Origin of the sequence: Bifidobacterium vespertilionis (assembly GCF_008698145.1) — a bacterium.
Lineage (GTDB): Bacteria > Actinomycetota > Actinomycetes > Actinomycetales > Bifidobacteriaceae > Bifidobacterium > Bifidobacterium vespertilionis.
The window spans coordinates 87,212-111,924 of record NZ_RZNZ01000001.1; the positions used below are offsets into that span (position 1 = coordinate 87,212).

The window sequence follows — 24,713 nt, forward strand, 5'->3', positions numbered from 1 at the left end:
CCTTTCGGCGGTTGACTTCGTCCGGTTTCCCGGCGGTGCTTTCGCGCCCTCCTTCGCAGCGGTTTTCGACTGCGGGGGAGGGCTTTTGATAATGCTTCTTCTGTGAGGATTATTGAATGATGAAGTGGCAGACAGAGATTCATTACAAAAGCTTCATTGCATATTCATTTAAAATCTATTATTTGTTTACCGAATGATGATATATATTATTACATAATTTAAAAATTTTATAAACAATCGACGTGACTCACGTTTTTTGAGCGCGAAATGGCTAGTGGTGCCTCATCGGGAATGAGCGCGAACGGTACCGGTCCTGTTTGGCTTGTCACATGGAAGGCAAGATCAGCATGGCAACGAAGCGGCAGGTCACCCTGAGATTCAGGGACGAGTACATGAAGGCCTCGAAGAAGGACAAGGGGCGCATCCTCGACGAGATGTGCTCCGTGCTGAAGATCGGCAGGAGCACCGCGCGACGCAGGCTCGCCGAAGCCGGCACGCAGCCGCGCGAGCTGCCGGCGGCCAGGAAGACACGGCCGAAACGGTATTCGGAGCAGTCCCGCGAGCTGCTGGTGCGGGTGTGGATGATGATGGACATGCCGTGCGCGAAATACCTCAAGCAGATGCTGTCCCTGTGGCTGCCCGCGCTCAGGGCCCACGGCGAGCTCTCCGAATACGACGGGTTCGCGTTCAACGAACTCATGGCGATGAGCCCGGCCACGATGGACCGGTATCTCAAGCGGACGAGGGACGCCGCCAAGCCGAAGGGACTGGCGGGCACGAGGCCCGCGGGCGAGCTTGTGCGCAACTCGATCACGATCAGGAAGGCGAGCGACGAGCTCGACGGGCTGCCGGGCAACGTCGAGGCCGACACCGTCGCCCATTGCGGGCCGAGCCTGAAAGGCGAGTTCTGCCGCACCCTGACCGTGGTCGACATCGCCACCGGATGGACCGAGAACGCGTCGTGCAGGAACAACGCGTTCGCGAACTTCTCCAGGGCGCAGGCCCTGATCGAGGCCCGCCTGCCGTTGCGCATCCGCTCGTACGACTCGGACAACGGCAGCGAGTTCATCAACCGGGACATGATCGCGTGGCTGCAGGAGCGCGACATCGAGCAGACCAGAAGCCGGCCGTACAGGAAGAACGACCAGGCCACCGTCTCGAGTCCAGGAACAACCACGTCGTGCGCCGCCACGCGTTCTACTACCGGTACACCGCCGACGAGCTCGACCTGCTGAACGAACTGTGGGAACCGGTAGCGCGTCAAGACCAACCTGTTCACCCCATCCAAGAAGCCGGTCGCGCGCGAAAGCACCCGGGACGGCCGGCCCCGCCGCGTCTACGACAGGCCGCGCACCCCGTGGGAGCGGCTCAGGGAGTTCGACGAACAGGACAGGGCCGCCGGCGGCCCCGGCTTCATCCCCGACGGCAGGCGCGAGGAGATCGAACGGATCCTCGCGACCGTGAACCCGGCCGAACTCGTCCGCCGCATCCACGACATCCAGGACCGGCTCGAGGACATGGCAGCGCCGCGCACCGCGCGGCTGGCTAGGCGCGCGTGCCCGGACATGGCATACTTGAACAAGACGCTCGCCCGGATCGCGGGCGTCGAACCGGAAGACAACGAAACCCCAGAAGCCGACAAGGACTAGGATTTCGCGCTCACCCCAAGTGAGGCACCGCTCCGGATTTCACGCTCACTTTCAAATGAGGCACCTCGACAATGAAGTTTTAGGGGTTTACAATGAAAAAAAGTATCTTTATTACGACTTCTGTTATAGCCTCATTTTGTCTAGTTCCAAATGCGATTGCAGTGGAGCCATTTCATCCTAGTGCGAATCATCGTCATGTACAGTGATCAGCAGTGAAGACATGCCAACATCCTTGCGCTATGGTTGGGTTGATATCGGAACGTCAACCCATCACATTACGTGGTCTCAGGGAGCAGGAGCACCGGCGTTGGCTGGAATCATTGCTGGTGCAATAGGTGCTGTAACGGTAAGAATTCGCGTTAATCAGCCGTTCCTTGGTACACCATATACTGAGTATACATGGACTTTTAGGGCCAATACCGGTGAAACATATGGCCCGTTTATGTATTTCGACTATAGTGCTTACAACGATATTCCGGATGTAAATAGTACCTATTCTACTCGGCATTAATTCCGCGACATTTGGGATGATGCTGGTGTGTTTGCGAACCATTAGGTATTGCAAACCCACTATTTAATACCTTATGAATAAGGAGTATCTGCAATGAAACGACGGAACAAAGTCACATCGGCCCTGCTGATCATGACCATCCTGACGGGCGCGTTCGCCCTCGTTGCGGCTTCGGCTCTCGAATCCGCCCCCGGTATGGCGATTCCCCTGTTTGTGAGCTTGCTGCTGTGCGTTGTGCTGTCAGCGGCCTATATGATCGTACGTGGGTACGTCGATCTGCGAGAAAGAAAACAGAACGAACCGTTTGCCGTGCCGCGATTCATTGTCCAATTGTGCATTGCGCTCGGCTTCCTTGCGGTGACGGTCTGTTTCGGCGTCGCGTTGGCCACCGGACAGACGCCGGCATGGATTCCGACGGCAGCCCAAGTGTTGGGCTGGTCCGTCGTGATCTTGGGAATTGCGAACACGGCGATCGGACGCAAACACCGGCAGGGCAGCGACAACGCCGACGCCACCGCGGAACAACACTAGCCGTCTGTAGCGGCGCGCTGGTATGCTTCCTTCAGTTTGTGCGAACGCATTGCACCATGAATCGCGAAGCGAAACCCAAGGAGAGCACGCCATGGCCGAACAGCCCAAGCAGCCGTCTGCCGACAACACCGAACACCTCGCCCTGTGGGGAGGCCGATTCACGTCCGGGCCGTCGCCCGAACTTGCGCGTCTGAGCAAGTCCACCCAGTTCGACTGGCGTCTTGCGGACGACGACATCGCCGGCTCGCGCGCCCACGCCCGTGCCCTCGGCCGTGCGGGGCTGCTGACCGAGGACGAGCTCGACCGCATGGAGGAGTCTCTGGACGAGCTGCAGCGCCGCGTGGACGACGGCAGCTTCGCGCCCGTCGAGGACGATGAGGACGAGGCCACGGCGCTGGAGCGCGGACTGCTGGAGATCGCCGGCGACGAGCTGGGCGGCAAGCTGCGTGCCGGCCGCTCGCGCAACGACCAGATCGCCTGCCTGATCCGCATGTGGCTGCGCCGCCATTCGCGCGTCATCGCCGGCCAGCTGCTGTCCCTCGCCAACGCGCTGATCGTCCAGTCCGAACGTGCCGGCCGCACCGTGATGCCCGGCCGCACCCATATGCAGCACGCCCAGCCCGTGCTGCTGGCGCACCAGCTCATGGCCCACGTCTGGCCGCTGCTGCGCGACGTGCAGCGCTTGGTCGATTGGGACAAGCGCGTCGATGCCTCCCCGTACGGCTCCGGCGCCCTCGCCGGCAACACGCTCGGCCTCGATCCGGAGGCCGTGGCCCATGAGCTCGGCTTCAGCCGTGTGACCACCAACTCCATCGACGGCACCGCCAGCCGCGACCTTGTGGCCGAGTTCGCGTTCGTGGCCGCCATGGCCGGTGTGGACATCAGCCGCCTGTCCGAGGAAATCATCATCTGGAACACCCAGGAGTTCGCGTTCGTCAAGCTGGACGACGGCTACTCCACCGGCTCGTCCATCATGCCGCAGAAGAAGAATCCGGACATCGCCGAGCTGGCACGTGGCAAGTCCGGCCGTCTGATCGGCGACCTGACCGGTCTGCTCGCCACCTTGAAGGGCCTGCCCACCGCCTATGCGCGCGATCTGCAGGAGGACAAGGAAGCCGTGTTCGACCAGGTCGACACGCTCGAGGTGCTGCTGCCGGCGTTCACCGGCATGGTCGCCACCATGCGCTTCGACTCCGAGCGGCTTGAGGCCGAGGCTCCCACCGGCTTCGCCCTGGCGACGGACATCGCCGAGTGGCTGGTGAGGAACGGCGTCCCGTTCCGCCATGCGCACGAGCTTTCCGGCGCCTGCGTGAAGATCGCCGAGGGCCGCGGCCAGGAGCTGTGGGATCTGACCGACGCCGACTTCGTGGACGTGTTCAAGGACTTCCTGCCGGCGGACAAGGCTCCGAAGGTGCGTGCGGTCCTGTCCAGCCACGGCTCGGTCTCCGCCCGCAACGGCAAGGGCGGCACCGCGTACGATCGTGTGGTGGAGCAGATCGGCGAGGCGAAGTCGGCGATCATGCCGCTCGCCACGTTCGCCGGCTCCGTGTCCGACGGCCCGGCGTACAAGGCGCCCGGCAGCTTCTGATCGCTCGAGCGATGCTCCTATAGTTCGTCAAGTGGTTTTGTCGGGGTGTCGCCGATGGTGTGGAGGTAGTCGGAGCAACGGCGTTCGAGTCTGGGAGGGAACTTTTTGCCCGTCTCGATCTCGCTGATCCTCGAGGATGCCACGGCGAGGACCTCGCCGCAGCGCAGTCGGAGGATCCTTGGCTTTCCGCCCGGATTAGGGATCTTCCGCTGCGTCCTTCGGCTTCCGCTCGGGATCAAACCTCTTTTTGGAAGGTGGACCGGCGTGTGACCGGGCGTGTGGTGTGACTGGGCGTGTGACATGGTGTGCCCATTCCCAGTCACAGGGATTTCAAAATGGCTTTATTCCAACGATTCCGGCACTCCGTGACCGGGCGTGCCCACGCCGGGTCACGCACCCGGTCACGCCGCACGCCGGGTCACGCCCCCGGTCGCACGCCGTGTCACGCCGGATCCCGGAACCGGCCCGATCTGCCCAGTTTGCGAATCCAGTGTCCCGATTTGCCCAGTTCGCGTCCGCTTGCCGCGCAAACTGGGCGGATCCTGCCGTCTGGAGGCCGAAAATCGGTCGTAGAATACCGGATCTGCCCAGTTCGCGAATTCAGCATTCCGATTTGCCCAGTTTGTGGGCGGGCCATCGCAGGGGCACTTCCGTCGTCATCCTGAACTGGTGAGGCGAGTCGAAGGATCTTAACTTTGTGCGTAGGTCAAGGATCCTTCGACTTCGCCCTTCGTCGTCCGCTTAACGGCTCGGTGTTCAGGATGACAACAAAGTTCATCCCATCGGATGATGCTCCGAGCCGCCCATGCTGTCTAGAATTCATCACGGAAACGGAAACTGATGAGTTTCGCGCTGATGAGTTTCGCACGGATAACACGGTAAAGGACGATTTGTGGGACGTCTACTGACACGCGACGAGATACGCGGCCTGGTGCAGCGGCACGGCGGCGAGGTGATCGGCCATCGCCATATGGAGATTGAGCGGCGCTGCTACCAGCATGGATCGGTGACCACCTTCGCGCATTCCATCCGCGTGGCGTGCCTTTCGGTCTGGCTGGCAGACAGGCTGCACCTGTGGCGGCGCGTGGATCTGCCCTCGCTCATCCGCGCGGCCCTGCTGCACGACTATTTCCTCTACGACTGGCACGACGACGACAACGGCACCCATCGTCTGCACGGCTTCACGCACGGGCGGGCCGCCTTGGTCAACGCCCAGCGCGATTTTCGGCTCAACCGCGTGGAGCGCAACAGCATCCTGCACCACATGTTCCCGCTGACCCCGGTGCCGCCGCGCTACATCGAGGGGTATCTGGTGTGCATGGCGGACAAGATCAGCGCCACGCGCGAGACCCTGTCCATGTCGCGGTTCAACAAGCCGGAGCTGCCCCGATGACCGGGCTTTCCCATCTGCTGCTGGAATTCGAATACATCTTCCTGTGGGTGATGCTCTACAGCTTCCTCGGCTGGGTGTACGAGTCGATCGTCGTGTCCATCCAGGAGCGCCGGCCGATCAACCGCGGCTTCCTCATGGGCCCCATCTGCCCGATCTACGGCGTGGGCGCGGTGGGCGGCGCGCTTGCCCTCTCGCAGCTGCACAACCCCGTGGCATTGTTCCTTGTGGGCGCGCTGCTGGCGTCCGTGCTCGAATACCTCACCTCCTGGGTGATGGAGAAGCTGTTCGACGCACGCTGGTGGGACTACTCGCAGTTCCGCTTCAACATCAACGGCCGCGTGTGCCTGCTGGGAGCGGTGATTTTCGGCGTGTTCGCCGTGGTGGTGGTCCGCTGGACACAGCCGCTGGTGGTGACGTTCACGGACCGCGTGCCCGTCCCGGCCGTGCATGCCATTGCCGGTGTGGTGTTCCTGCTGCTGGCCGTGGATCTGGCGGTCACCCTGGCCGGCATGAAGGGCTTCATGGAGCGTGTGGAACGATTCGGCCAGATCGCGGCGGAATACGGCGTGGCTGCACGCCGAACCGCGCGCAGGACCGTCGACGAGTACGCCAGCAAGGCCGGCGAGTCGATCAACGCCGGGCGGCAGGCCGTGGGGGCCGCCGTGAGCGACGCCACGCGCACGCTTGCCGCGGGGCCGCAGGTTCCGTTGTCCCGTTTGCGCGATCGGGCGGCTGAGCTGTTCACCGCCCAGCAGAGGCGCATGCTGAACGCGTTCCCCGAGTTCACCTCTTTCGACCATCGCGAGCTCATCGACCAGCTGCGCGAGATCCTGAACCCGAATCGCAGGGGTCGCGGCAAGGGTAAGTGATGGACAGTCGTTGCCCGTTTGTCTATTGGAGGGCCGGCGGCCGGACCGTATAATCCCAAACGGTTGAAGATGTGCACGACGGGCAGAGGAGTGGACCATGGCGTTGCAGTGGTGGCAGAGGCCGATCGCATTGACCGAGGCGCTGGTGGCGCAACACACCGTCAAATTGGCGCCGGAGCCGGAAGGGCCGCGCGAGGGACTGGTGAAGCCCCGTGCCGCGCAGGGCGATGCCGCGGATTCGGCGGACACCGACCCGATCACGCTGGTGGTCGTGGGCGATTCGCTCACCGTGGGTTGCGGCGTGGAGCGCCAGAGCGACGGCTTGGTGCCGGACATGGCCCGGTCGATCGCGCATGTCACCGGCCGGCCCGTGCACTGGCGCTCCCACGGCAGGCTCGGGGCCACGATGCGACGCGCCCGCTTCCGCTTCCTGCCTCAGGTCAAGGGGCATCCCGATCTGCTGGTGCTGTGCGCCGGATCGAATGATCTGATGGCCCGCCGCACCGCCAAGGAGTGGCGCGAGGACCTGACCGCGGCCATCGATGAGGCCAAGGCGCTGAGCGACCATGTGGTGGTGATTAGTTCCGGTCAGGTGTACCGTTCGCCGGCGCTGGGATCCACGCTCAAGAAGGCGATTCTGGACATGACGGATGCGCAGACCGCGATCAGCCGCGCCATCTGCGCCGATCGGGGCGTTCTGTTCGTGGACATGACCCATCACGACACGGGACTGACGGACGCGGAATTCTGGGCGTCGGACAACTTCCACCCCTCCAAGCGCTGCTATCAGCTACTCGCGGACGGCGTGGTCGATCAGATGGGCGAGGCGACGCTCAGGTCGCTGTGACGGCCGCTGTGATGGCCGGTCCGGGGTCCGGGCGTGTGTGTCGCCCTCTGCTGAGACACTGGGTAGGCTCAATTACCACAATTCGATAGGGAGAAGCGACCTAGCTATGGCTCACGTCACCAACTTCAAGGAAGCGGGATTCGACAACCTGCTTGATGAACTGGAATGGCGCGGGTTGATTTCCCAGTCCACGGACCGGGATCGACTCGCCAACGCGCTGAACGGAGAGCCGATCACCTATTATTGCGGCTACGATCCGACGGCCGCCTCCCTGCATATCGGCAACCTCGTGCAGCTCATCAACATGCGTCATCTGCAGCTGGCGGGGCACCACCCCATCGCGCTGGTGGGCGGCGCGACCGGTCTGATCGGCGATCCGCGCCAGTCGGGCGAGCGCACGCTCAACCCGAAGGACGTCGTGGCAGGCTGGGCCGAGCGTCTCAAGCGCCAGATCGGCGGCATCCTGGACACCGAGGGCGCCAATCCCGTGCGCTTCGTGTCCAACTACGACTGGACCGCGCAGATGTCCGTCATCGACTTCCTGCGCGATGTGGGCAAGAACTTCCGACTGGGCACCATGCTGGCCAAGGACACCGTGGCGCGCCGCCTGAACTCCGAGGAGGGCATCTCCTTCACCGAGTTCAGCTACCAGGTGCTGCAGGGCAACGATTTCCTGCACCTGTACGACGAATACCACTGCACGCTCGAGCTGGGCGGCTCCGACCAGTGGGGCAACCTCACCTCCGGACTGGATCTGATCCACAAGGTGCGCGGCGTGGACGTCAACGTGTTCACCAGCCCCATCATCACCGACGCGCAGGGCAAGAAGTTCGGCAAGTCGGAGGGCAACGCCGTCTGGCTGGACGGCACCATGCTCAGCCCGTACAAGTTCTACCAGTTCTGGCTCAATCGCCCCGACGCGGAGATGGAGAACCTGCTCAAGGTGTTCACCTTCCTGCCCAAGGCGGAGATCGAGCGTCTGGTGGAGGAGTCCAGGACCAACCCGGGCGCCCGCGAGGCGCAGCGCACGCTGGCGTGGGAGGTCACGAGCTTCGTGCACGGCGAGGCGGCCACCCAGGCGGCCATCGACGCCTCCGCCGCCCTGTTCGGACGCGGCGGCGATCTGGCGGACATCGACGAGGACACGCTCGAGTCGGTGCTCGACGGTTTCAAGGTGGCGGATGGGAACGGCGATCACATCTTCCCGGCGGGCAAGCCGGGGGATCGCGTGATCGACGCCGCCCAGACCGCGGGCCTGTTCAAGTCCGCATCCGAGGCGCGTCGCGCGATCAAGTCCGGCGGCGTGTACCTCAACAACGCACGCGTGGAGGACGAGGAGCAGACGCTGTCCGAATCCGACTTCCTGCAGGGCCGCTTCGCGCTGATCCGCCGCGGCAAGAAGGCGCTGGGAGCGGTCGAGAACCGCTGAACGCGCCCCTGCGGGCATAACCCGACGCAATAGCAAGCAAACGCACAAACGAACCATGCCGGCATTTCGATGCCGGCATTTCACAGAAAGAACGACATGGCAGAAGAACACAGCAACGGCTCCCATCAGGGCGGTTATCAGCGTCGATCGGGCGGCTTCCGCGGCTCGCGCGGCGGCAACGGCGGTCGCGGCGGCCGATCCTTCGGCTCCCGCAACGGCGGCGGCTTCCGCGGCAAGGACGGCGGCCGCTCCGGCTACGGCGAGCGTCGCAACTTCCACCGCGACGGCGAGGGCTTCGATCGCAACCGTCAGGGCGGCGAAGGCGGCGATCGTCCGCGTCGCGAGGGCGGCTACCGCGACCGCGAGGGCGGTTTCAAGGGCGGCGACCGTCCGTTCCGCAAGGGTGGCCAGGGCGGCTTCCGCCGTGGCGGTCAGGGTGGCCAGGGCGGCTTCCGCCGTGGCGGCAACAACCCGCGCTTCAATCGCGACGATCGCCGCGATTGGAAGCCGCGCGACAACGACCAGCAGCCCCGCGAGGGCGCCGAGGGCGGCGACCGTCCGGAGCGCGGCTTCAACAAGGGCGGTTTCAACCGCGGTGGCTTCAACAAGGGCGGCTTCCGTTCCGATCGCGGTGGCGACCGTCGCAACTTCCGTCGTGACGGCGAGGGCTTCCGCCGTGGCGGTAACAACCCCCGTTACGGCCGCGACGATGATCGCAAGGGCGGCGAGGGCCGTTTCGAGCGCGACGGACAGAACGATCGTCGCGAGGGCGGCTACCGCAAGGACTTCAGGAAGGACTTCCACCGCGATGGCGACAACCGCGGAGGCTTCCGCGGCAATCGTGACGATCGCGGCGGCTTCCGTTCCGACCGCGGAGACCGCAATGATCGCGGCGGCTTCCGCAGGGACCGCAACGACCGTGGCGGCGATCGTCGCAACTTCCGTCGTGACGGCGACGACCGCGGCTTCCGCAGGGACTTCCACAAGGATGGCGAGGAACGCAGGGGATTCCGCAAGGACTTCCACCGCGATGGCGATTTCCACAAGGATCGCGATTTCCACAAGGATTTCCATAAGGACGGCGAGGAACGCAAGGACTTCCACCGCGACGATCGTCGCGACGACGACCGCGGCGGCTTCCGCAAGGATCACGCCGACCGCAAGGACTTCCAGGATCGCAAGGACTTCAAGAAGGACTTCCGCAAGGACGGCGATCGCGACGAAAAGCCCCGCTACGATCGCAACGACCGCAGCCGCGGCCACTTCGACGACAACGGCGACTTCCGCGAGAACCGTCGCGGCGGCGCCCACTGGGACAAGGCCCGCCGCAATTCAGACGGCACCATGTCCTTCCCGTCGCAGAACCCGTACACCGATGCGCGCCCGGGCGAGCCGACCATGCCCAAGGGCATGGAGTGGTACATGCTCTCCAAGGATGAGCGCGAACGCCTGAGGGGTCTGAGCAAGGAGCACGCCGAGAACATCGGCCTGCACATCCTCGCCGCTTACTCGCTGGAGGAGTCCGACCCGAAGTGGGCCCTCGAGCATGCCAAGTGGGTCGCCCGCCAGGCCTCCCGCATCGATTTCGCGCGCGAGACGCTGGCCTTCGTGGCCTACCGTCAGGGCGACTACAAGCTGGCCGTCAAGGAGTTCCGCACCGCGTTCCGCATGAACGGCTACCTTGACTACCTGCCGTTCATCGCCGACTGCGAGCGTGGTCTGGGCAACCCGAAGAAGGCCGTGGAGATCGCCACCGGCGACGAGGCCAAGCAGCTGCGTGGCGAGGCCAAGGCCGAGATGTTCCTGGTCTACGCGGGCGCCCTGTCCGATCTGGGCCTGTGGAGCAAGGCCGCCGAGATCGCGGACACGCTGGGCCGCTCCAAGGGCATTTCCGGCGAATACCGCATGCGCGCCTTCCAGGCCGAGCAGTACTTCCTCGAGCAGGGCGGCAACGCGGACAAGGCCGCCGAGCTCGATTCCCTGCTGGACAAGCTGGAGAGCCAGTACGCGGACGAGGACATCGATCCGGACTCCGACGATATGGTGGTCGACCACGATCTGGCCGATTTCTCCGACGACCAGATGGATATGCTGGGCATCACCGAGGATGAGGCCCAGTTCGCGCCGGAGGATCCGGAGGATGAGGACGAGGAGTCCTCCGAGGACGATGGTGATGCCGAGTCCGGCGACCAGGATGAGGAATCCGAGGATGCCGAGCCGTCCGCCGAGTCCGGATCCGAGGAGACCGAGCCTGAAGAAGCCGAGTCCGAGGACGCTGAGGACGCCGAGCCGTCTGACGACGCCGAGCCATCCGACGACGCTGAGCCGTCCGACGACGCCGAGGACGCCGAACCCGGCCCGGTCGAGTCGAAGATCGAGCGCGAGGACGACGCTGCCGAGGACGAGGCCGAGATCGCTCAGGACGAGGCGCAGACCGAAGCCGACGACGTGGACAACGCCGATGCCGAGCCCGGCGACGACGAGGAATCCGTTCCCGCCGAGACGGCCGAGGATGGCGCCGAGTCCGTCACCGAGCCGGCCAAGGCCGTCGAGGCCGAGTGATGACCCGCTTCCTCAAGGGCGTTCCCACCTCGGTGGCGCGCGCCTACCAGCTCGCGCTGCTGGACCTCGACGGCGTGGTGTACCGCGGACGCAACGCGGTGCCCCACGCCGCCGAGGCCATCGCCGAGGCCGAGCGCAACGGCATGACGATCGAGTACACCACGAACAATTCGTCGCGCTTCCAGCATGTGGTGGCGGACCAGCTGCGCGGCTTCGGCCTGAAGGTGGAGGACTGGCAGGTCATCACCTCCTCGGTGGTCGCCGCGCGCATGGTCGCCCATCAGGTGCCGGCCGGCTCCAAGGTGCTCACCATCGGCGCCCCGCATCTGCGCGAGGAGGTCTCCCGCGCAGGGCTGGTCCCGGTGTCCAACGTGGATGAAGGGCCGGTGGCCGTAATTCAGGGCTGGTATCCGGAAATGCCGTGGAGCGAGCTCGCGCAGGCCGCCTATGCGGTGGAGCGCGGAGCCGTGTACTTCGTCACCAACCGCGATCTGAGCATCCCCCGCGAGCAGGGCATCGCGCCCGGCTGCGGCTCACTCGTCAACGCGGTGATCGCCGCCACGGGCGTGCAGCCGATCGGATCGGCCGGCAAGCCCGAATCGGCCATGTACGACGAGGCCCGCATGCTCAACGCGGGCGAGGGCCATGATCTGGTGCCCAAGGAGCGGTCCATCGCGATCGGCGACCGTCTGGACACGGACATCGAGGCGGGCAACCGCGGCGGATACGACTCCATGGTCGTGCTGACCGGCGTGGCGGATCCCATGCAGCTCATGCTGGCCAAGCCCGAACTGCGTCCGACGATGATCGCCCGCAACCTGACCGGTCTCAACACGCCCCACGCTGAGCCGAAGCGTGCGGCCGACGGGACGTGGACCTGCGGCGAGGCCACGGCACGCCTCGATGGCGGCCGCATTGCCGTCAACGACGTCGAATCCCTCGACGCCCTGCGCGCGGCCTGCTGCCTTGCATGGGAGCGCGCCGACGCCGGCGAGACGCTGGACGCCGCCGATCTGCCCGGGTTCCGCATCGATCCGGTTGCGGGGGAGTGACCGCCATGGCACGCGAGCATGATGTGAAGGACGATCGCCGCCCGCTGGTGGAACGCTATCCGCATCTGCAGGAGCTGGGCGGCATGGATGATGACAGCCGCCTCGACACGATGCAGGCCACGCTCAACCGCCTGCTCGCCGAGCTCGACGCCCACCGGGACTGAGCCGCCAACCGGAACATGTCGCCGGACCTGATGATGGAAGGAGCCTGATGCCCAACCGGCTCGATGTGGAACTCGTGGAACGCGGGCTTGTGGACACCCGCTCCAAAGCCCAGCGGCTTGTGAAATCGGGTGCGGTGCTGGTGGACGGCGAGCCTGTGGCCAAGCCGTCCGCCGTCGTCGACGCGACCGCGGACATCAGCGTGGACAAGGGCGACGACTACGTATCCAGAGGCGCCTACAAACTGCTGGGCGCCCTGGATGCGTTCGGACCGCAGGGACTGCCCGGCCCGCGTGGCCGCCGGTGCCTGGACATCGGCGCCTCCACCGGAGGGTTCACCGATGTGCTGCTGCGCGGCGGGGCCGAACAAGTCATCGCCCTCGACGTGGGGCACGGTCAGCTGGATCCGCGCATTGCGCGCAACCCGCGCGTCATCGAGATGAGCGGCGTCAACATCCGTGACGTGACGCCCGCCGATCTGCCGTTCGCGCCGGACTACATCGTCTCCGACGTCTCCTTCATCTCCCTGACTTATGTGATGCCGTCCATAGCCCAGCTCGCCGCGCCGGGCGCGCAGATCGTCCTGCTGGTCAAGCCTCAGTTCGAGGTGGGCCGGGGCAATCTGGGCAAGGGTGGCATCGTGGAGAGCGAGACCCTGCGCGAGGGGGCCTTGAACAAGGTCGCCGACTGCGCCCGGGAACAGGGACTTGCGGTGCGCGCGCACGCCCCGTCGCCGATCGCCGGCACCCACGGCAACCACGAGTACCTGCTGTGGTTGACCGCCGGCCCTACTCGTTGAGCGTGATCCGCTCGCATCCGCCGCTGACCTGAAGCGCCACGGACGAGCGATCCATCTTCAACGTTTTGGCGCAGTTCACATCCTGCACGTAGCTGTTGCCCCGCAATGTGACCGTGCGCGCCTTCAGCTTTGCGCAGGATAGGTCGCGCGCCTCCAGATCCATGCAGGTGATACTTCCGGCCGTGCTGGCGTGGTCGTACTGGCGGAAGCACTCCCAGGACAGCATCATCGTGTCCAGCGGCTCGATCCTCACTGTGTGAACCGCGTGCAGCAGCGTCACATCCATGAACCCGTCCACATCCACGGTGTTCGCGTCCACCCGCTTGCCATTGCGCAGGATGCCGCTGACGTCCAGGCTGTCGATCACGCGCAGTTCCCGTTCGGTTTGCATTAGGCCCGTGAATTGCATGCGTCCGGTCCGCACCGATCCGGCCACCCGCAATTCCCCGTTGCCTCCCAGCGTGTGCACGCGCAGCGATCCCGAAACGATCAGCGTGCCGTCCACCACCAGCACGCCACCGCGCACGTTGTGGGCCGTCGCCACGCCCTGGACGCTGAGCGATTCGAGACTGACGTCGTCCGCGATCGACACCGTGCCGAAGGTCCTGAGTTCCCCATATTGCCCGGCGGGCACCTCGCCGTTTTCATACACCGTTGTATTCATTGCCGTTCCAACCCCTTCTCCCGCCTTCCCCTGGCGGTTCTCTCTCGCTATCCAGTATGGCTGATCATCGTAAAGGATGGATATCGGGAAGGCGAACGGGGCAAACCGGCACCATGAACAGTGCACGGCCCGGTTTGGGACGGGCTTGCGCTTCGCTGCGCTCAGGATCGGCAGGGTTGTTCCTACTCGCGGATGAACCGGTCGATCTGGTCCTGCATGCCCAGCACGATCAGTTCGTCCGTGCGGTGCATCACGGTGTCCTCATCGCCGTGCCGGAAGGGCAGTCCGGGCGTGATCGCGCCGATCACCGTGATGCCGAACCGCTCGCGCACGCGCGCCTGGCCCACGGTCTTGTTGACCATGGAGGCGGGCGTGTGGATCTTCACGACCGTGTAGGGGCCCTCGATCTCGATGTAGTCCAGGTAGTCGCCGGCGATGAGGTGTCCGACGCGCTTGCCGGCGTCGGATTCGGCGCTGATGATGTGCCGCACGCCCATGCGCTGCAGGATGCGCGTATGCTCCTTGGACACCGATTTCGCCCAGATGTCCGTGAGCCCCGCGTCGAGCAGGTTGCCGGCGGTGAGCACGGACGCCTCCACGCCGTCGCCGATCGCCACCACCGCCTTCTGGAAGTCCGAGGCACCGATCTGCTCCACGGCGAGCATGTCTGTCATGTCCGCCTCCACCACGTTGAACACGCTGGACCATCGGGCCACCAGCGTCGGATTCTTGTCCACGGCGAGCAGATCCTGGCCCAGATCATTGAGGGTCTGCGCGACGGCGCTGCCGAAGCGTCCCAGTCCGACCACCAGCACGCTGTTGGCGTTCGCATTGGCCATGTTCCAACCTTTCCTTGTGGTTCTTTCCTTCTGGTTTTCCGTGTCGTTTCCGTCGTCCGTGCCGGTCGAGGCCCGGTCAGCCCACGCCGATCGTCTCCTCCGGGTAGCGGACCACGGACTGCGGTCTGGTCTTGGACGTTGTATAGGCGATCGTCATCGGGCCCAGTCGTCCCACCAGCATAAGGACTGCGAGGATGTACAGCGATGCGGGGGAGTCGGGGCTGGCCACGCCCACCGAATAGCCGCCCAGACTGAACGCCGAGCTCGCCTCGAAGATCGCGTCGCCGAACGTGCATCCCGTGGCGATGATCAGCGCAATCGCCCCCACGTAGACGGCCATCAGGCAGGTGAAGGCCACGCTGACCGCCATGAGACGCACCTGGCGGGGCAGGCGGCGATGGAACACCGTGATGTCGCGCTGGTTGAGTAGGGCGGCCCGGCAGATGAGCAGCAGCACGACGAACGTGGTCACGCGGATGCCGCCGCCCGTGGACGAGCTGCCGGTGCCGATGAACATCACCGCGCTCATGAACACCTTGGTCTGCTCGCTGACCTGAGGCACCCAGGTGATGTCGAATCCGGCCGATCGGGGCATCACGGCGGCGGACAGCGCGTACCGGAAACGCTTGGAATCGTCCGCCCCGGGGAACAGCGTCGCATTGTTCCACTCCGCCGCGAGGAACCACAGCAGCGACACCGCCACCACGACGATTGTGGTGACGAGCGTGAGCTTGGTGTGCAGGCTCCAGTGCCGCGGAGACCGGCGGGCGCGGGTGGTGCGGAAGACGTTGAGGATCACCGGGAAGCCGATGGTGCCGCAGAACGCGCTGGCCATGATCGGCAGCCCCACGCCCCAGCTGTTGACCACCAGTCCGGTCGCATCCGGCGTGAACCCGGTGTTGTTGTATGCGGAGACCGCGTAGAACAGGGATTGCCAGACCGTGCGCCCCACCCGGCCGCCGTTGGACCGGTACAGTCCCGGGAACAGGGCGGCGAACGTGATCGCCTCGATGGCGAAGGTGCTCACGAGCACCACGGTGATGATGCTCTTGACCTCGCTGAGCTTGGTGGCGCCCAGTTCCGTGGCGGTCAGCAGACGCTGCGACACCTTGATGTGCCGGCTGGTGGCGATGGCGATCATGGAGGCGAAGGTCATGACGCCCAGGCCTCCCAGCTGCACCGCGATGAGGATCACGGCCTGTCCGAAGATGGTCCAGTGGACGGCCGTGTTGACCACCGGGATGCCGCAGGTGGACAGTGCCGAGACCGCGGTGAAGATGGCCACATGCGGCGATGTGGATCCGAATTCGCGCGAGGAGACCGGCAGCCACAGCAGCAGGGCCACAATGAGAATGAGCGCCAGGAAGTAGCATGCGGACATCTGTCCGGGATGGGCGAGCATGCCGTCGATCCGGGCGCGCGCGGACACTGGTCCCGGGCCTTCCCTCCGACCGCCGTCGTCGCGCAGGCGCAGCGCGTGCCGCACCCAGTCCGGAGCGCCCGACTCGGTGGTTCGGCTGGCGTTCGCCATGGCCGAATCGCTCTGCGTGGTGACCAGATCGGAGGTGTCCGCGCGCCGCTTCCAACCGGGCAGTTTCAGGGTATGGATGAGCCCGCCGCGCGGTCCGCGCGGTTTGCGTCCATACGGTCGTCTGATCCTTCTCGGTTTCACTATGTGTCGATGATACGCCGTTTTTTCGCGTTCGGGCCGCTAGGATTGGAACCACATGCGCCAATCGGCGCCCGCCGTCGAAAGGATTTCCCCTATGAGCACACGCCATGCCGTGGTGGTCACCCATCAGCGCCTGCGAGCCAGCGGCAACGTCGTCGCGGAGGTTGTGGAGCAGCTGCGCCGTGTGGGGTTCGAGGTGACGATCGTGGACAACCTTTCGGCCCCGGCGTTCGGCGTGCAGCCGCCCGTGGTCAAGGCGAACACGGAGATCGTGGTGGTGCTGGGCGGCGACGGCACGATCCTGCGCGCCGCCGAGCTGGTGCACTGCACGCAGGTGCCGATCATCGGCATCAACATGGGACATGTGGGCTTCCTGGCCGAATTCGAGAGCTTCCAGCTGCCCGACGCGATCAGGCGCGTGGCCGAGCACGACTATTCCGTGGACGAGCGCATGATCGCGCATGTGGACGTGACCCTGCCGGACGGCGGCGGGACGCTGCAGGACTGGGCCCTCAACGACATCACCGTGGAGCGCGCCGACCGCGGCAAGATGGTGGAGCTTGGCATCCAGGTCGATGGTGTGGACATGAGTTCCTTCGGCTGCGACGGCGTGATCGTCTCCACGCCCACCGGCTCCACCGCCTACGCCTTCTCCGCCGGAGGCCCGATCATCTGGCCGAACGTGCAGGCCCTGCAGCTCGTGCCGATCGCCGCGCACGCGCTGTTCGCCAGACCGCTGGTGATCGGCGCCGGCTCCACGTTCACCATGGAGGTGCTGGACAACTCCATGTCCGAAGGCTGGATCTGCTGCGACGGCCGCCGCCAGCGCGTTCTGCCCAAGGGCACGCGCATCGAGGTGCGCCAGTCCCGCGACACGCTGCGGCTCGCCCGCCTGTCCGGCGTGCCGTTCACGAACCGGCTCGTCACCAAGTTCGATCTGCCCGTGGTGGGCTGGCGCGAGCATGCGCAGCAGGTGCAGTCCGATCATGCGGACCGCGGCGGGCATGGAGACGGGGACTGCGGCGCGGCCTCCGGCGGACTGGGACTGACGGAGGCGCGCTGATGCTCGAGGAACTGGAGATCCGCAATCTGGGGCCCATCCACCATGCGGTGCTGGATTTCGCGCCCATCCGCCACGCCCTGCTGGACTTCGCGCCGGGCATGACCGCCATCACCGGCGAGACCGGCGCGGGCAAGTCCATGCTGCTCAACGCCATCCGGCTCATCTCCGGCGCCTCCGCGGATGCGGGACGGATCAGCGCGGGGGCCGACGAGACGCGCGCCCAGGGCATCTTCGCGGTGCTGGACGGCTCCAAGGCCGCCTCCATCGCCGATGAAGCCGGGTCGGGGCCCCAGGACGGCGAACTGTTCCTCACCCGCTGTGTGCCTGCCAAGGGGCGTTCCAGGGCCATGCTCAACGGCCATAGTGTGCCCCGGGGTGTGCTTACGGAACTGGCCGGCGAACTGGTGACCATCCACGGGCAGGCCGACCAGCTGCGCATCGCCTCGCCGACCCGCCAGCGCGAGTTCCTGGACGCCTATGCCGGCGATTCCGCCACGCTGGAGGCCTACCGCACGGCGTGGCGCGAGCTCAAGGCCATGGACGAGAAGCTCGCCAAGCTGCAGGGGCAGGAGGCCGAGGCCCGCCAACGCGCCGACTATCTCAAGGATGCGATCGCGCGCATCGACAGGGTCGCCCCCGTCTCCGGCGAGGATGAGGAGCTCAAGGCCAAGCGGGACCGCATTGAGAACGCCGCGGCCATCGCGCAAGGCGTGGGCGGGGCCGTGGCCGCGCTGGATTCCGCGCAGGCCGGCTATGACGATGACGGCGGATCGGGCGTCTCCCAGTTGCTCGACCGGGCCGTGCAGTCGCTGCGAGGCATCCGCATGGGCGGCGTGTTCGAGGAGAGCGCCGACCGGCTCGAGTCGATCGGCGATGAGATCGCCGACGTGGTGCTCTCCCTGACACGGCAGATCGACGAAAGCGAGGACGGGGCCGATCTGGACGCCATCAACGAGCGCATCCACGACTTGGACGAACTGCTCCGGCGCTGGGGTCCCACGCTGGACGACGTGCTCGCTTGGCGCGAGCAGGCCGGCATGGAGCTGGAGGATCTGGACGCCTCTCCGGAGAAGATTGACGAGCTCGGGAAACGGCGGGCCGCGCTGCTCGCCACCGCGGTCAAGGCCGCCGAGGCGCTGCATGGCGCCCGCGTGCGGGCCGCGAAGGCCCTGGGCCGCAAGGTGAGCGCCGAATTGGAGGATCTGGCCATGGCGGGGGCCGGTCTGGAGGTGAGGGTCGTCTCCCGGCTGGGTGGTCCCGATGCGCTGGACGCGCACGGCGGCGACGACATCTCCTTCCTGTTCACCCCGTTCCCGGGCTCCCCGCAGCTGCCGATGGGCAAGAGCGCATCGGGCGGCGAGCTGAGCCGACTGATGCTTGCGCTGGAGCTCGCGGCGGCGGAGCGAAGGGGAACGGACGCACCGCAAGAAGGTGGTGGCAATAAAGCTTCCGGCGAGAAGAACACCGGCGATGGCACCGGCGCGTCCGGCGACGGACGATCCGGCATGACGTTCATCTTCGACGAGGTGGACGCCGGCGTGGGCGGCAAGGCCGCCGTGGAGCTGGGCAAGCGTCTCGCCATGCTGGCCCGCAGTGCGCAGGTGATCGTGGTCACCCATCTGGCGCAGGTGGCCTCGTGGGCGGACGCGCAGTTCGTGGTGAGCAAGGCCGCGGGGAACGCGGGGGAGTCCCGTCCGGCCGGGGTGTCCACCAGCGTATCCCGCGCCGACGGCGACGACCGTGTGCGCGAGATCGCCCGCATGCTCTCCGGCAGCGAGTCCGAAACGTCGCTCGACCATGCGCGCGAGCTGCTCGCCGAGTCAAAACTGTGATCGCCGCAACCCACGGGAAGGAAGAACCATGAACGCATCGCAATCCAACGCCGGCAAGGCCGCCATCTTCGATCTGGACGGCACCCTGCTCGACTCCATGGGCGTGTGGGACCAGATCGACATCGATTCGCTGGCCAAGCGAGGCATTGATGTGCCGGACGACTACATGATCAAAGTGGGATCCATGCAGTTCCGACAGATCGCCGAATACACGATCGCCCGCTTCGACCTCACGGACACGCCCGAGCAGCTGATGGCCGAATGGGATGAAATGGCCCGTGAGGCGTACGGCACCATGGTGGAGGCCAAGCCGCACGCGCGGGAATATCTGGAGCATCTCAAGGCCAGCGGCGCCAGGCTCGCCGTGGCCACCTCCCTGCCGCCCGCGCTCCGGGAGCCGGCCATGAGGCACGTGGGCATCTTCGATCTGTTCGACGTGATCGTGAGCGTGGACGACGCCAACGACGTGGGCAAGGACCGCCCCGACGTCTACTTGCTCGCCGCCTCCCGTCTGGGCGTGGATCCGCGCGACTGCACGGTGTTCGAGGACATCCTGATCGGCATCCGCTCCGCCAAGTCCGTGGGCATGTCCGTATGGGCCATGCACGACGACTCCTCGGACCGTGATTGGCCCGCCATCTGCGACGAGGCGGACGGGGTGCTGTTCGATTTCTCCGAGGCGCCGCGCACGCTGTAGCGCGCACGTTGCAGGGCGGGTTGGCGCATGGCCGAGTGGGCATTCGTGCGTAAGGAAACCGTAAGGGACGCGCTGCGGGGAACGGCATCATTTGTTCGCATTGCGTTAGGATGCCGTTCCCGGACGGCCGGACGGCGTAAGATTTCCTCGGATAAGGCTGCCCGCACGGGTGCCACAAGGGAGCTAGGGCCATGGGTACTGCGATTCTGGTCACGGAGATTCTGTTCGCCGTTCTGATTTCCTCCTTCCTGAGTCGTTTCCTGCCCAAGATCTCCACCCCGCTCATCCAAATCGCCTTCGGCATCATCTGGTATTTCACGCCGTCGCTGCAGAACGTCCAGTTCGAACCGGACATGTTCATGCTGCTGTTCATCGTCCCGCTCTTCTACCTTGAGGCGCGCAACATCGACCGCAAGGCGCTGAGCAAGGACATCGGCCTGTCCCTGTCACTGGCCGTGGGACTGGTGCTGGTGACCATGGCCATCAGCGGCGTGGCCCTGCACGAGATCTGGCCCGCCATTCCCATGATGGCCGCCGTGGCGATGGGAGCGGTGATCAGCCCCACCGACGCCGTGTCCGTGGCCCAGTTGGGCGGCGTGGTGAAGCTCACGCCCAGACAGCAGTCAGTGCTGCAGAGCGAAAGCCTGCTCAACGATCCGGTGAGCCTGGTCGGCTTCCAGACCATGCTCGTCGCACTGGCGACCGGCAAATTCTCCCCGGTCAGTTTCAGCAGCCAGGTGCTGGCCAGCTTCGTGCTTGGCACATTGATCGGCGCGGCCGTGGGCCTGCTGTTCGACCGGCTGGTCCTCATGCTGCGCAAGCACAATCTTGAGGACGTGACCACGCGCATGCTCATGGAGAGCTTCCTGCCGTTCGGCGTGTACCTCATCTCCGAGCACGTGGGCATCTCCGGCCTGCTGGCCGTGGTGGCCTGCGGCGTGGTCATCACCTTCCCGCGCAAGGGCGTGGGCGGTGATGTGGCCCGCGTCAACCTGGTGTCCAATTCCGTGTGGCACTTCGTCGACTTCACGCTCAACGGCACGGTGTTCGTGCTGCTGGGCATCCAGCTGCCCATCGCCATGCGCGCCATCTGGGAGGACCCGCGCGTGAATCTGTGGGCCATGATCGGTCTGGTGCTGCTGCTCACCGTGCTCACGCTGCTGCTGCGCTTCGTCTGGTGCGCCGCCACGCTGCGTCTGGCCAAGGACACGGTCACCGGCCTGCGCCGCAAAATGACGCCGGAACGCTGGCATTCGGCCGTGGTCATGACCTTCGGCGGTCCCAAGGGTGCCATTTCGCTGGCCATGGCGTTCACGCTGCCGTATTCGATCGACGCCGGGGCCTCGGTTCCCGTGCGCAACATCCTGCTGTTCATCGTGTCCGGGTACATCGTCCTGTCGATCGTGCTCTCCAACGTCATGCTGCCCAAGCTGTCGCCCAAGCCGGAGGACACCTCCAACGAGGAGTGGTCGAGACGCGATGTGGAGATGCTCCGCCGCACGATCGCCAAGATCGTCGATGCGGACACCGCCGAAACCCACGCGGCCGTCACACAGGTGCTCAAGGGCTATTACGATCGCATCGAGCGCGTGGAGACGAACATCAACTCCGCCACCTCGCCCAAGGAGGCCAACGAGTTGCGCGTGCGGACGCTGAAATGGGAGCGCGACTGGCTGCGCGATGCCATCGAATCCCGCGAGAAGGTCCTCAACCCGGACGAGGAGACCAGACTGCAGCTGCAGGGCGCGCAGTATCTGCTGGAACACATCGACGGCGTGCTGGAGCGGCTGGATCCGGCCGCGAACGGGCGCGGGCATGGCCTGGGCTTCCGGATCGCCAAGCTGCGCCGCCGCTTCATGCCGGTCATCCGCCGGTTCTGGGAGGGCATCGCCCAGCGCACGCCCGGTCTCGAGGCCGAACGCACGCGGGCGATCCGCGCCGTGCAGGTGCCGCTGTACAGCGATGTGATGGAGAAGTTGCAGGACCTGCTGCTGAGCCACGCCTACGATGTGGAGCTCGTGGCCGAGCTGCTCATCGAGTACCGCAGGGGCCTGAACCAGATCCTGGACACCTCCATGTCCGCCGCGCAGATGGCCGATGCCTCCGCGCTGGAGGCCGCGCGAGCCGATGCCATGCGCATGGAGATGGACACGATCCGCGAGATGCTGGAAAGCAAGGAGATCACGCGCGAGGACGCCAAGCTCATGCGCGCCAACGTGCATCTGATGCAGGCCGAAGTGGCGCTGAGCTAAGTGGCTCAGTGGCTAAGTGGGCCGGCTGGCGCGCTGGGCCATCCGACACAATGGATCCGCTCATTCTGTGCGCTTCGGATGGCAGAATGAGCGAATCGGATGTTTACCGGGGTGGAATTGGGTTGTGCCGCATTGGATCTGCTCATTCTGTACGTTGCCGAAGGCAAAGTGAGCAGATCGGATGTCTGGTGGGCTCAGATCGTCAGGGCTCAGATCGTCACCTAGCGCAATAAATCTGCTCATTCTGGATTCCTTGCGCCGTAGAATGAGCGGATCGGATGTCTGACGGCACAGAATGAGCGGATTTGATGTTTAGTGGAGGTGAATTGGGCTGTAGCGCATTGGATCTGCTCATTCTGTACGTTGCCGAAGGCAAAGTGAGCGAATCGGATGACTAGCGGACTTGAATTGCCCTCTGGCGCAATGGATTCGCTCATTCTGCGCCATAAGGGGCACCGGATTGCAACCGCGGCCGCTGTTATGCAATCAACTTGCACAGTTGCCCCAATCCGTGATACTGTAATGCTATACAGATGTACAGGTCAACAGGAGGTGGCGTCGTATGAAAATCACCGTCTCCGAGACCTCCGGCAAACCGATTTATGAGCAGATCAAGCAGCAGATCCGCGCCGCAGTGCTCAATGGCGACCTGTTGCCGGGCGATCCGCTGCCGTCGCTGCGCAAGCTCGCCGGTGAGCTGGGCATCTCCATACTCACCATCACGCGCGCCTACAACGAGCTGGCCGAAGACGGCATTCTCGTCAACGTGCAGGGCAAGGGCACCTTCGTGGCGGATCGCAGCGCCGATCGCATGCGCGAGCAACTCACGGCCCGCGTCGGCGCCACATTGGATGCGGTGTGCGTCGCCGCCAAAACCGCCGGCATTCCGCTGATCGACCTGCTTGGCATGCTCGAGGATCGGTACAACAGCACGCCGGGGCCGGATTCCAAATAACGGCGGCGATAGAATGATCGCATGAAAATCGCTGCTTTTGATGTACGGGAAGATGAACGCGCCGATTTCGCCAATGCCGCCGAGCGCACGGGCGTCGAGGTGGAGCTGCACGCGGAGGCGCTGACCGCCGCCAATGCGGAGCTGGCCCGTGGCGCCGCCGGCGTGAGCGTGCTGGGCCACAGCCAACTCGGCGCCGAACTGCTGGAGATCCTCAAGGGCATGGGCGTGGCCGTGGCCGCCACGCGCACGATCGGCGTGAACCACATCGATCTGGACGCGGCCAAGCGGCTCGGCGTGGCCGTGCTCAACGCCGACTACGCGCCCAACGGCGTGGCCGAATACACCGTGATGTTCATGCTGCTGGTGCTGCGCAATTACAAGCCGGCCCTGTGGCGCGGACAGGTGTACGACTTCTCGCTGGAAGGTCTGCAGGGCCGCGAGATGCGCAATCTCACCGTGGGCGTGATGGGCACCGGCCGCATCGGGCGCACGGTGATCCGGATCCTCACCGGCTTCGGCTGCAAAATCCTCGCATACGATCCGTATCCGAACCCCGAGGCCGCCAAGGTGGCCGAATACGTGGACATCGACACCCTGTATGCCAAGTCCGATCTGATCACCCTGCACATGCCGCTGATCGAGCATGGGCACAACGCCAACAAGCACATCATCAACCGCGATTCGATCGCGCGCATGAAGGACGGCGTGGTGCTCATCAACTGCGCCCGCGGCGAGCTCATGGATCTCGAGGCGCTGATCGACAACATCGAGGCGAAGAAGATCGGCGGGCTCGGACTGGACACCGTGGAGACCGAGGAGGAGCTGATCCATCGCGATCGGCGCACGGACATCCTCACCAATCGCGGCATCGCCTACCTGCGTCAGTTCCCGAACGTGGTGATGACCCAGCACATGGCGTTCTACACGGACGCGGCGGTGCGTTCGATGGTTGACCATTCCGTGGAGGGCATCAAGGCCGTGGCCGAGACGGGGGAGTACCGCACCCGGCTGGTGTGATGCGGGTGGGCGGAGACATTGCCATGTCTCGAATCACCACCAAATCCGAAATTGGCGGCGGCAGTTTGAGACGCTCGCTGCTTCTCCTTTGTCTCATTTCGCCGCCAATTCCAGAACCGGATGCGTTTTGAGACGCAGAAACGCCCCGGAGCGTCTCATTTCGCCACCGGTTTCGGAATTGGCGGCGAAATGAGACATGCATTGCCCGCCTGTGTCCCTCCTGAGTCCCTCCCGTGTCTCAAGTCACACCCGGTCCTGGAATTGGTAGCGAAATGAGACGCAGAAACGCCCTGATGTGTCTCGAAACGCTGCCATTGTCGGAATCGGTGG

The 24,713-nt window shown here is 65.0% G+C and carries 21 protein-coding genes and 1 pseudogene; 18 read left to right on the top strand and 4 right to left on the bottom strand.

The window, feature by feature from the left end; translation table 11 throughout:
• Positions 1–347 precede the first annotated feature (347 nt).
• From EMO90_RS00325 to EMO90_RS00370, 12 genes and pseudogenes are all read left to right on the top strand, one after another.
• The gene (locus EMO90_RS00325; RefSeq protein WP_223849656.1) at positions 348–1,235 is read left to right on the top strand and encodes a DDE-type integrase/transposase/recombinase; all 888 of its coding nucleotides are present in this window, start codon (positions 348–350) and stop codon (positions 1,233–1,235) included.
• Between the two features lie 225 nt (positions 1,236–1,460).
• A complete protein-coding gene (locus EMO90_RS12280) occupies positions 1,461–1,649 on the top strand; it encodes a hypothetical protein (RefSeq protein WP_223849655.1) in 189 nt (62 codons plus the stop codon).
• A gap of 604 nt (positions 1,650–2,253) precedes the next feature.
• Positions 2,254–2,691 carry a hypothetical protein gene (locus EMO90_RS00330; RefSeq protein ID WP_150353190.1) on the top strand — a complete coding sequence of 146 codons (438 nt, stop codon included), beginning with the start codon at positions 2,254–2,256 and terminating at the stop codon, positions 2,689–2,691.
• Positions 2,692–2,782: 91 nt separating this feature from the next.
• Complete coding sequence (argH, locus tag EMO90_RS00335) at positions 2,783–4,279, top strand: argininosuccinate lyase (protein ID WP_150353189.1); 1,497 nt, start codon at positions 2,783–2,785, stop codon at positions 4,277–4,279.
• Positions 4,280–5,171: 892 nt separating this feature from the next.
• Entirely contained in the window at positions 5,172–5,672 is a 501-nt protein-coding gene (locus tag EMO90_RS00340) for an HD domain-containing protein (protein ID WP_150353188.1), read from the top strand.
• Positions 5,669–6,541, top strand: coding sequence for a putative ABC transporter permease (locus EMO90_RS00345; RefSeq protein WP_223849654.1), 873 nt, complete (start codon positions 5,669–5,671; stop codon positions 6,539–6,541). Before EMO90_RS00340 ends, EMO90_RS00345 begins: the two co-directional genes overlap by 4 nt.
• Before the next feature lie 97 nt (positions 6,542–6,638).
• Positions 6,639–7,388, top strand: coding sequence for an SGNH/GDSL hydrolase family protein (locus EMO90_RS00350; protein WP_150353187.1), 750 nt, complete (start codon positions 6,639–6,641; stop codon positions 7,386–7,388).
• A gap of 106 nt (positions 7,389–7,494) precedes the next feature.
• A complete protein-coding gene (gene tyrS, locus EMO90_RS00355) occupies positions 7,495–8,817 on the top strand; it encodes a tyrosine--tRNA ligase (protein WP_150353186.1) in 1,323 nt (440 codons plus the stop codon).
• 558 nt (positions 8,818–9,375) lie between these two features.
• A pseudogene (locus EMO90_RS12690) lies at positions 9,376–11,088 on the top strand (helicase); the annotation flags it as partial.
• Positions 11,089–11,378: 290 nt separating this feature from the next.
• Positions 11,379–12,431, top strand: a complete 1,053-nt coding sequence (locus EMO90_RS00365) for an HAD-IIA family hydrolase (RefSeq protein WP_150353185.1) — start codon at positions 11,379–11,381, stop codon at positions 12,429–12,431.
• A gap of 5 nt (positions 12,432–12,436) precedes the next feature.
• A complete protein-coding gene (locus tag EMO90_RS12065; protein WP_190971919.1) occupies positions 12,437–12,595 on the top strand; it encodes a hypothetical protein in 159 nt (52 codons plus the stop codon).
• A 47-nt stretch (positions 12,596–12,642) separates the two neighbouring features.
• Complete coding sequence (locus EMO90_RS00370) at positions 12,643–13,392, top strand: TlyA family RNA methyltransferase (protein ID WP_150353184.1); 750 nt, start codon at positions 12,643–12,645, stop codon at positions 13,390–13,392.
• Here the strand turns inward: EMO90_RS00370 and EMO90_RS00375 are convergent.
• The 3 genes from EMO90_RS00375 to EMO90_RS00385 all read right to left on the bottom strand — a co-directional run bounded on the left by EMO90_RS00375 (position 13,382) and on the right by EMO90_RS00385 (position 16,297).
• On the bottom strand, positions 13,382–14,056 hold the full coding sequence (locus tag EMO90_RS00375; RefSeq protein WP_150353183.1) for a hypothetical protein: 675 nt from the start codon (positions 14,054–14,056) through the stop codon (positions 13,382–13,384). The genes EMO90_RS00370 and EMO90_RS00375 overlap by 11 nt on opposite strands.
• Positions 14,057–14,238: 182 nt before the next feature.
• Positions 14,239–14,895, bottom strand: a complete 657-nt coding sequence (locus EMO90_RS00380; RefSeq protein ID WP_150353182.1) for a potassium channel family protein — start codon at positions 14,893–14,895, stop codon at positions 14,239–14,241.
• Positions 14,896–14,971: 76 nt separating this feature from the next.
• Positions 14,972–16,297 carry a TrkH family potassium uptake protein gene (locus tag EMO90_RS00385; protein ID WP_449495024.1) on the bottom strand — a complete coding sequence of 442 codons (1,326 nt, stop codon included), beginning with the start codon at positions 16,295–16,297 and terminating at the stop codon, positions 14,972–14,974.
• Positions 16,298–16,661: 364 nt separating this feature from the next.
• Here EMO90_RS00385 and EMO90_RS00390 point away from each other — a divergent pair, with 364 nt between their 5' ends.
• The 4 genes from EMO90_RS00390 to EMO90_RS00405 all read left to right on the top strand — a co-directional run bounded on the left by EMO90_RS00390 (position 16,662) and on the right by EMO90_RS00405 (position 22,411).
• Positions 16,662–17,630, top strand: a complete 969-nt coding sequence (locus EMO90_RS00390) for an NAD kinase (protein WP_150353181.1) — start codon at positions 16,662–16,664, stop codon at positions 17,628–17,630.
• The gene (locus EMO90_RS00395; RefSeq protein ID WP_150353180.1) at positions 17,630–19,462 is read left to right on the top strand and encodes a DNA repair protein RecN; all 1,833 of its coding nucleotides are present in this window, start codon (positions 17,630–17,632) and stop codon (positions 19,460–19,462) included. The genes EMO90_RS00390 and EMO90_RS00395 overlap by 1 nt, the downstream gene beginning before the upstream one ends.
• 28 nt (positions 19,463–19,490) lie before the next feature.
• Positions 19,491–20,159 carry an HAD family hydrolase gene (locus tag EMO90_RS00400; protein ID WP_150353179.1) on the top strand — a complete coding sequence of 223 codons (669 nt, stop codon included), beginning with the start codon at positions 19,491–19,493 and terminating at the stop codon, positions 20,157–20,159.
• A gap of 191 nt (positions 20,160–20,350) precedes the next feature.
• Positions 20,351–22,411, top strand: coding sequence for a cation:proton antiporter (locus tag EMO90_RS00405; RefSeq protein WP_150353178.1), 2,061 nt, complete (start codon positions 20,351–20,353; stop codon positions 22,409–22,411).
• 60 nt (positions 22,412–22,471) lie between these two features.
• On the opposite strand, the gene EMO90_RS00410 is transcribed toward EMO90_RS00405, so the two are convergent.
• Positions 22,472–22,654 (bottom strand): hypothetical protein, encoded by a 183-nt coding sequence (locus tag EMO90_RS00410; protein ID WP_150353177.1) that lies wholly within the window; start codon positions 22,652–22,654, stop codon positions 22,472–22,474.
• A gap of 319 nt (positions 22,655–22,973) precedes the next feature.
• On the opposite strand from EMO90_RS00410, the gene EMO90_RS00415 reads away from it, so the two are divergent.
• Both EMO90_RS00415 and EMO90_RS00420 read left to right on the top strand, forming a co-directional pair.
• Positions 22,974–23,366 (top strand): GntR family transcriptional regulator, encoded by a 393-nt coding sequence (locus EMO90_RS00415; protein WP_150353176.1) that lies wholly within the window; start codon positions 22,974–22,976, stop codon positions 23,364–23,366.
• A 21-nt stretch (positions 23,367–23,387) separates the two neighbouring features.
• Positions 23,388–24,383, top strand: a complete 996-nt coding sequence (locus tag EMO90_RS00420) for a D-isomer specific 2-hydroxyacid dehydrogenase family protein (RefSeq protein ID WP_150353175.1) — start codon at positions 23,388–23,390, stop codon at positions 24,381–24,383.
• The last annotated feature ends 330 nt before the right edge of the window (positions 24,384–24,713 follow it).

What these genes read in the sequence shown, in the direction of transcription:
- EMO90_RS00325 (WP_223849656.1), top strand. Translation starts at nt 348, where the DNA reads ATGGCAACGAAGCGGCAGGTCACCCTGAGATTCAGGGACGAGTACATG.
- EMO90_RS00330 (WP_150353190.1), top strand. Translation starts at nt 2,254, where the DNA reads ATGAAACGACGGAACAAAGTCACATCGGCCCTGCTGATCATGACCATC.
- argH (WP_150353189.1), top strand. Translation starts at nt 2,783, where the DNA reads ATGGCCGAACAGCCCAAGCAGCCGTCTGCCGACAACACCGAACACCTC.
- EMO90_RS00345 (WP_223849654.1), top strand. Translation starts at nt 5,669, where the DNA reads ATGACCGGGCTTTCCCATCTGCTGCTGGAATTCGAATACATCTTCCTG.
- EMO90_RS00350 (WP_150353187.1), top strand. Translation starts at nt 6,639, where the DNA reads ATGGCGTTGCAGTGGTGGCAGAGGCCGATCGCATTGACCGAGGCGCTG.
- tyrS (WP_150353186.1), top strand. Translation starts at nt 7,495, where the DNA reads ATGGCTCACGTCACCAACTTCAAGGAAGCGGGATTCGACAACCTGCTT.
- EMO90_RS00365 (WP_150353185.1), top strand. Translation starts at nt 11,379, where the DNA reads ATGACCCGCTTCCTCAAGGGCGTTCCCACCTCGGTGGCGCGCGCCTAC.
- EMO90_RS12065 (WP_190971919.1), top strand. Translation starts at nt 12,437, where the DNA reads ATGGCACGCGAGCATGATGTGAAGGACGATCGCCGCCCGCTGGTGGAA.
- EMO90_RS00370 (WP_150353184.1), top strand. Translation starts at nt 12,643, where the DNA reads ATGCCCAACCGGCTCGATGTGGAACTCGTGGAACGCGGGCTTGTGGAC.
- EMO90_RS00375 (WP_150353183.1), bottom strand. Translation starts at nt 14,056, where the DNA reads ATGAATACAACGGTGTATGAAAACGGCGAGGTGCCCGCCGGGCAATAT.
- EMO90_RS00380 (WP_150353182.1), bottom strand. Translation starts at nt 14,895, where the DNA reads ATGGCCAATGCGAACGCCAACAGCGTGCTGGTGGTCGGACTGGGACGC.
- EMO90_RS00385 (WP_449495024.1), bottom strand. Translation starts at nt 16,297, where the DNA reads ATGCTCGCCCATCCCGGACAGATGTCCGCATGCTACTTCCTGGCGCTC.
- EMO90_RS00390 (WP_150353181.1), top strand. Translation starts at nt 16,662, where the DNA reads ATGAGCACACGCCATGCCGTGGTGGTCACCCATCAGCGCCTGCGAGCC.
- EMO90_RS00395 (WP_150353180.1), top strand. Translation starts at nt 17,630, where the DNA reads ATGCTCGAGGAACTGGAGATCCGCAATCTGGGGCCCATCCACCATGCG.
- EMO90_RS00400 (WP_150353179.1), top strand. Translation starts at nt 19,491, where the DNA reads ATGAACGCATCGCAATCCAACGCCGGCAAGGCCGCCATCTTCGATCTG.
- EMO90_RS00405 (WP_150353178.1), top strand. Translation starts at nt 20,351, where the DNA reads ATGGGTACTGCGATTCTGGTCACGGAGATTCTGTTCGCCGTTCTGATT.
- EMO90_RS00410 (WP_150353177.1), bottom strand. Translation starts at nt 22,654, where the DNA reads ATGAGCAGATTTATTGCGCTAGGTGACGATCTGAGCCCTGACGATCTG.
- EMO90_RS00415 (WP_150353176.1), top strand. Translation starts at nt 22,974, where the DNA reads ATGAAAATCACCGTCTCCGAGACCTCCGGCAAACCGATTTATGAGCAG.
- EMO90_RS00420 (WP_150353175.1), top strand. Translation starts at nt 23,388, where the DNA reads ATGAAAATCGCTGCTTTTGATGTACGGGAAGATGAACGCGCCGATTTC.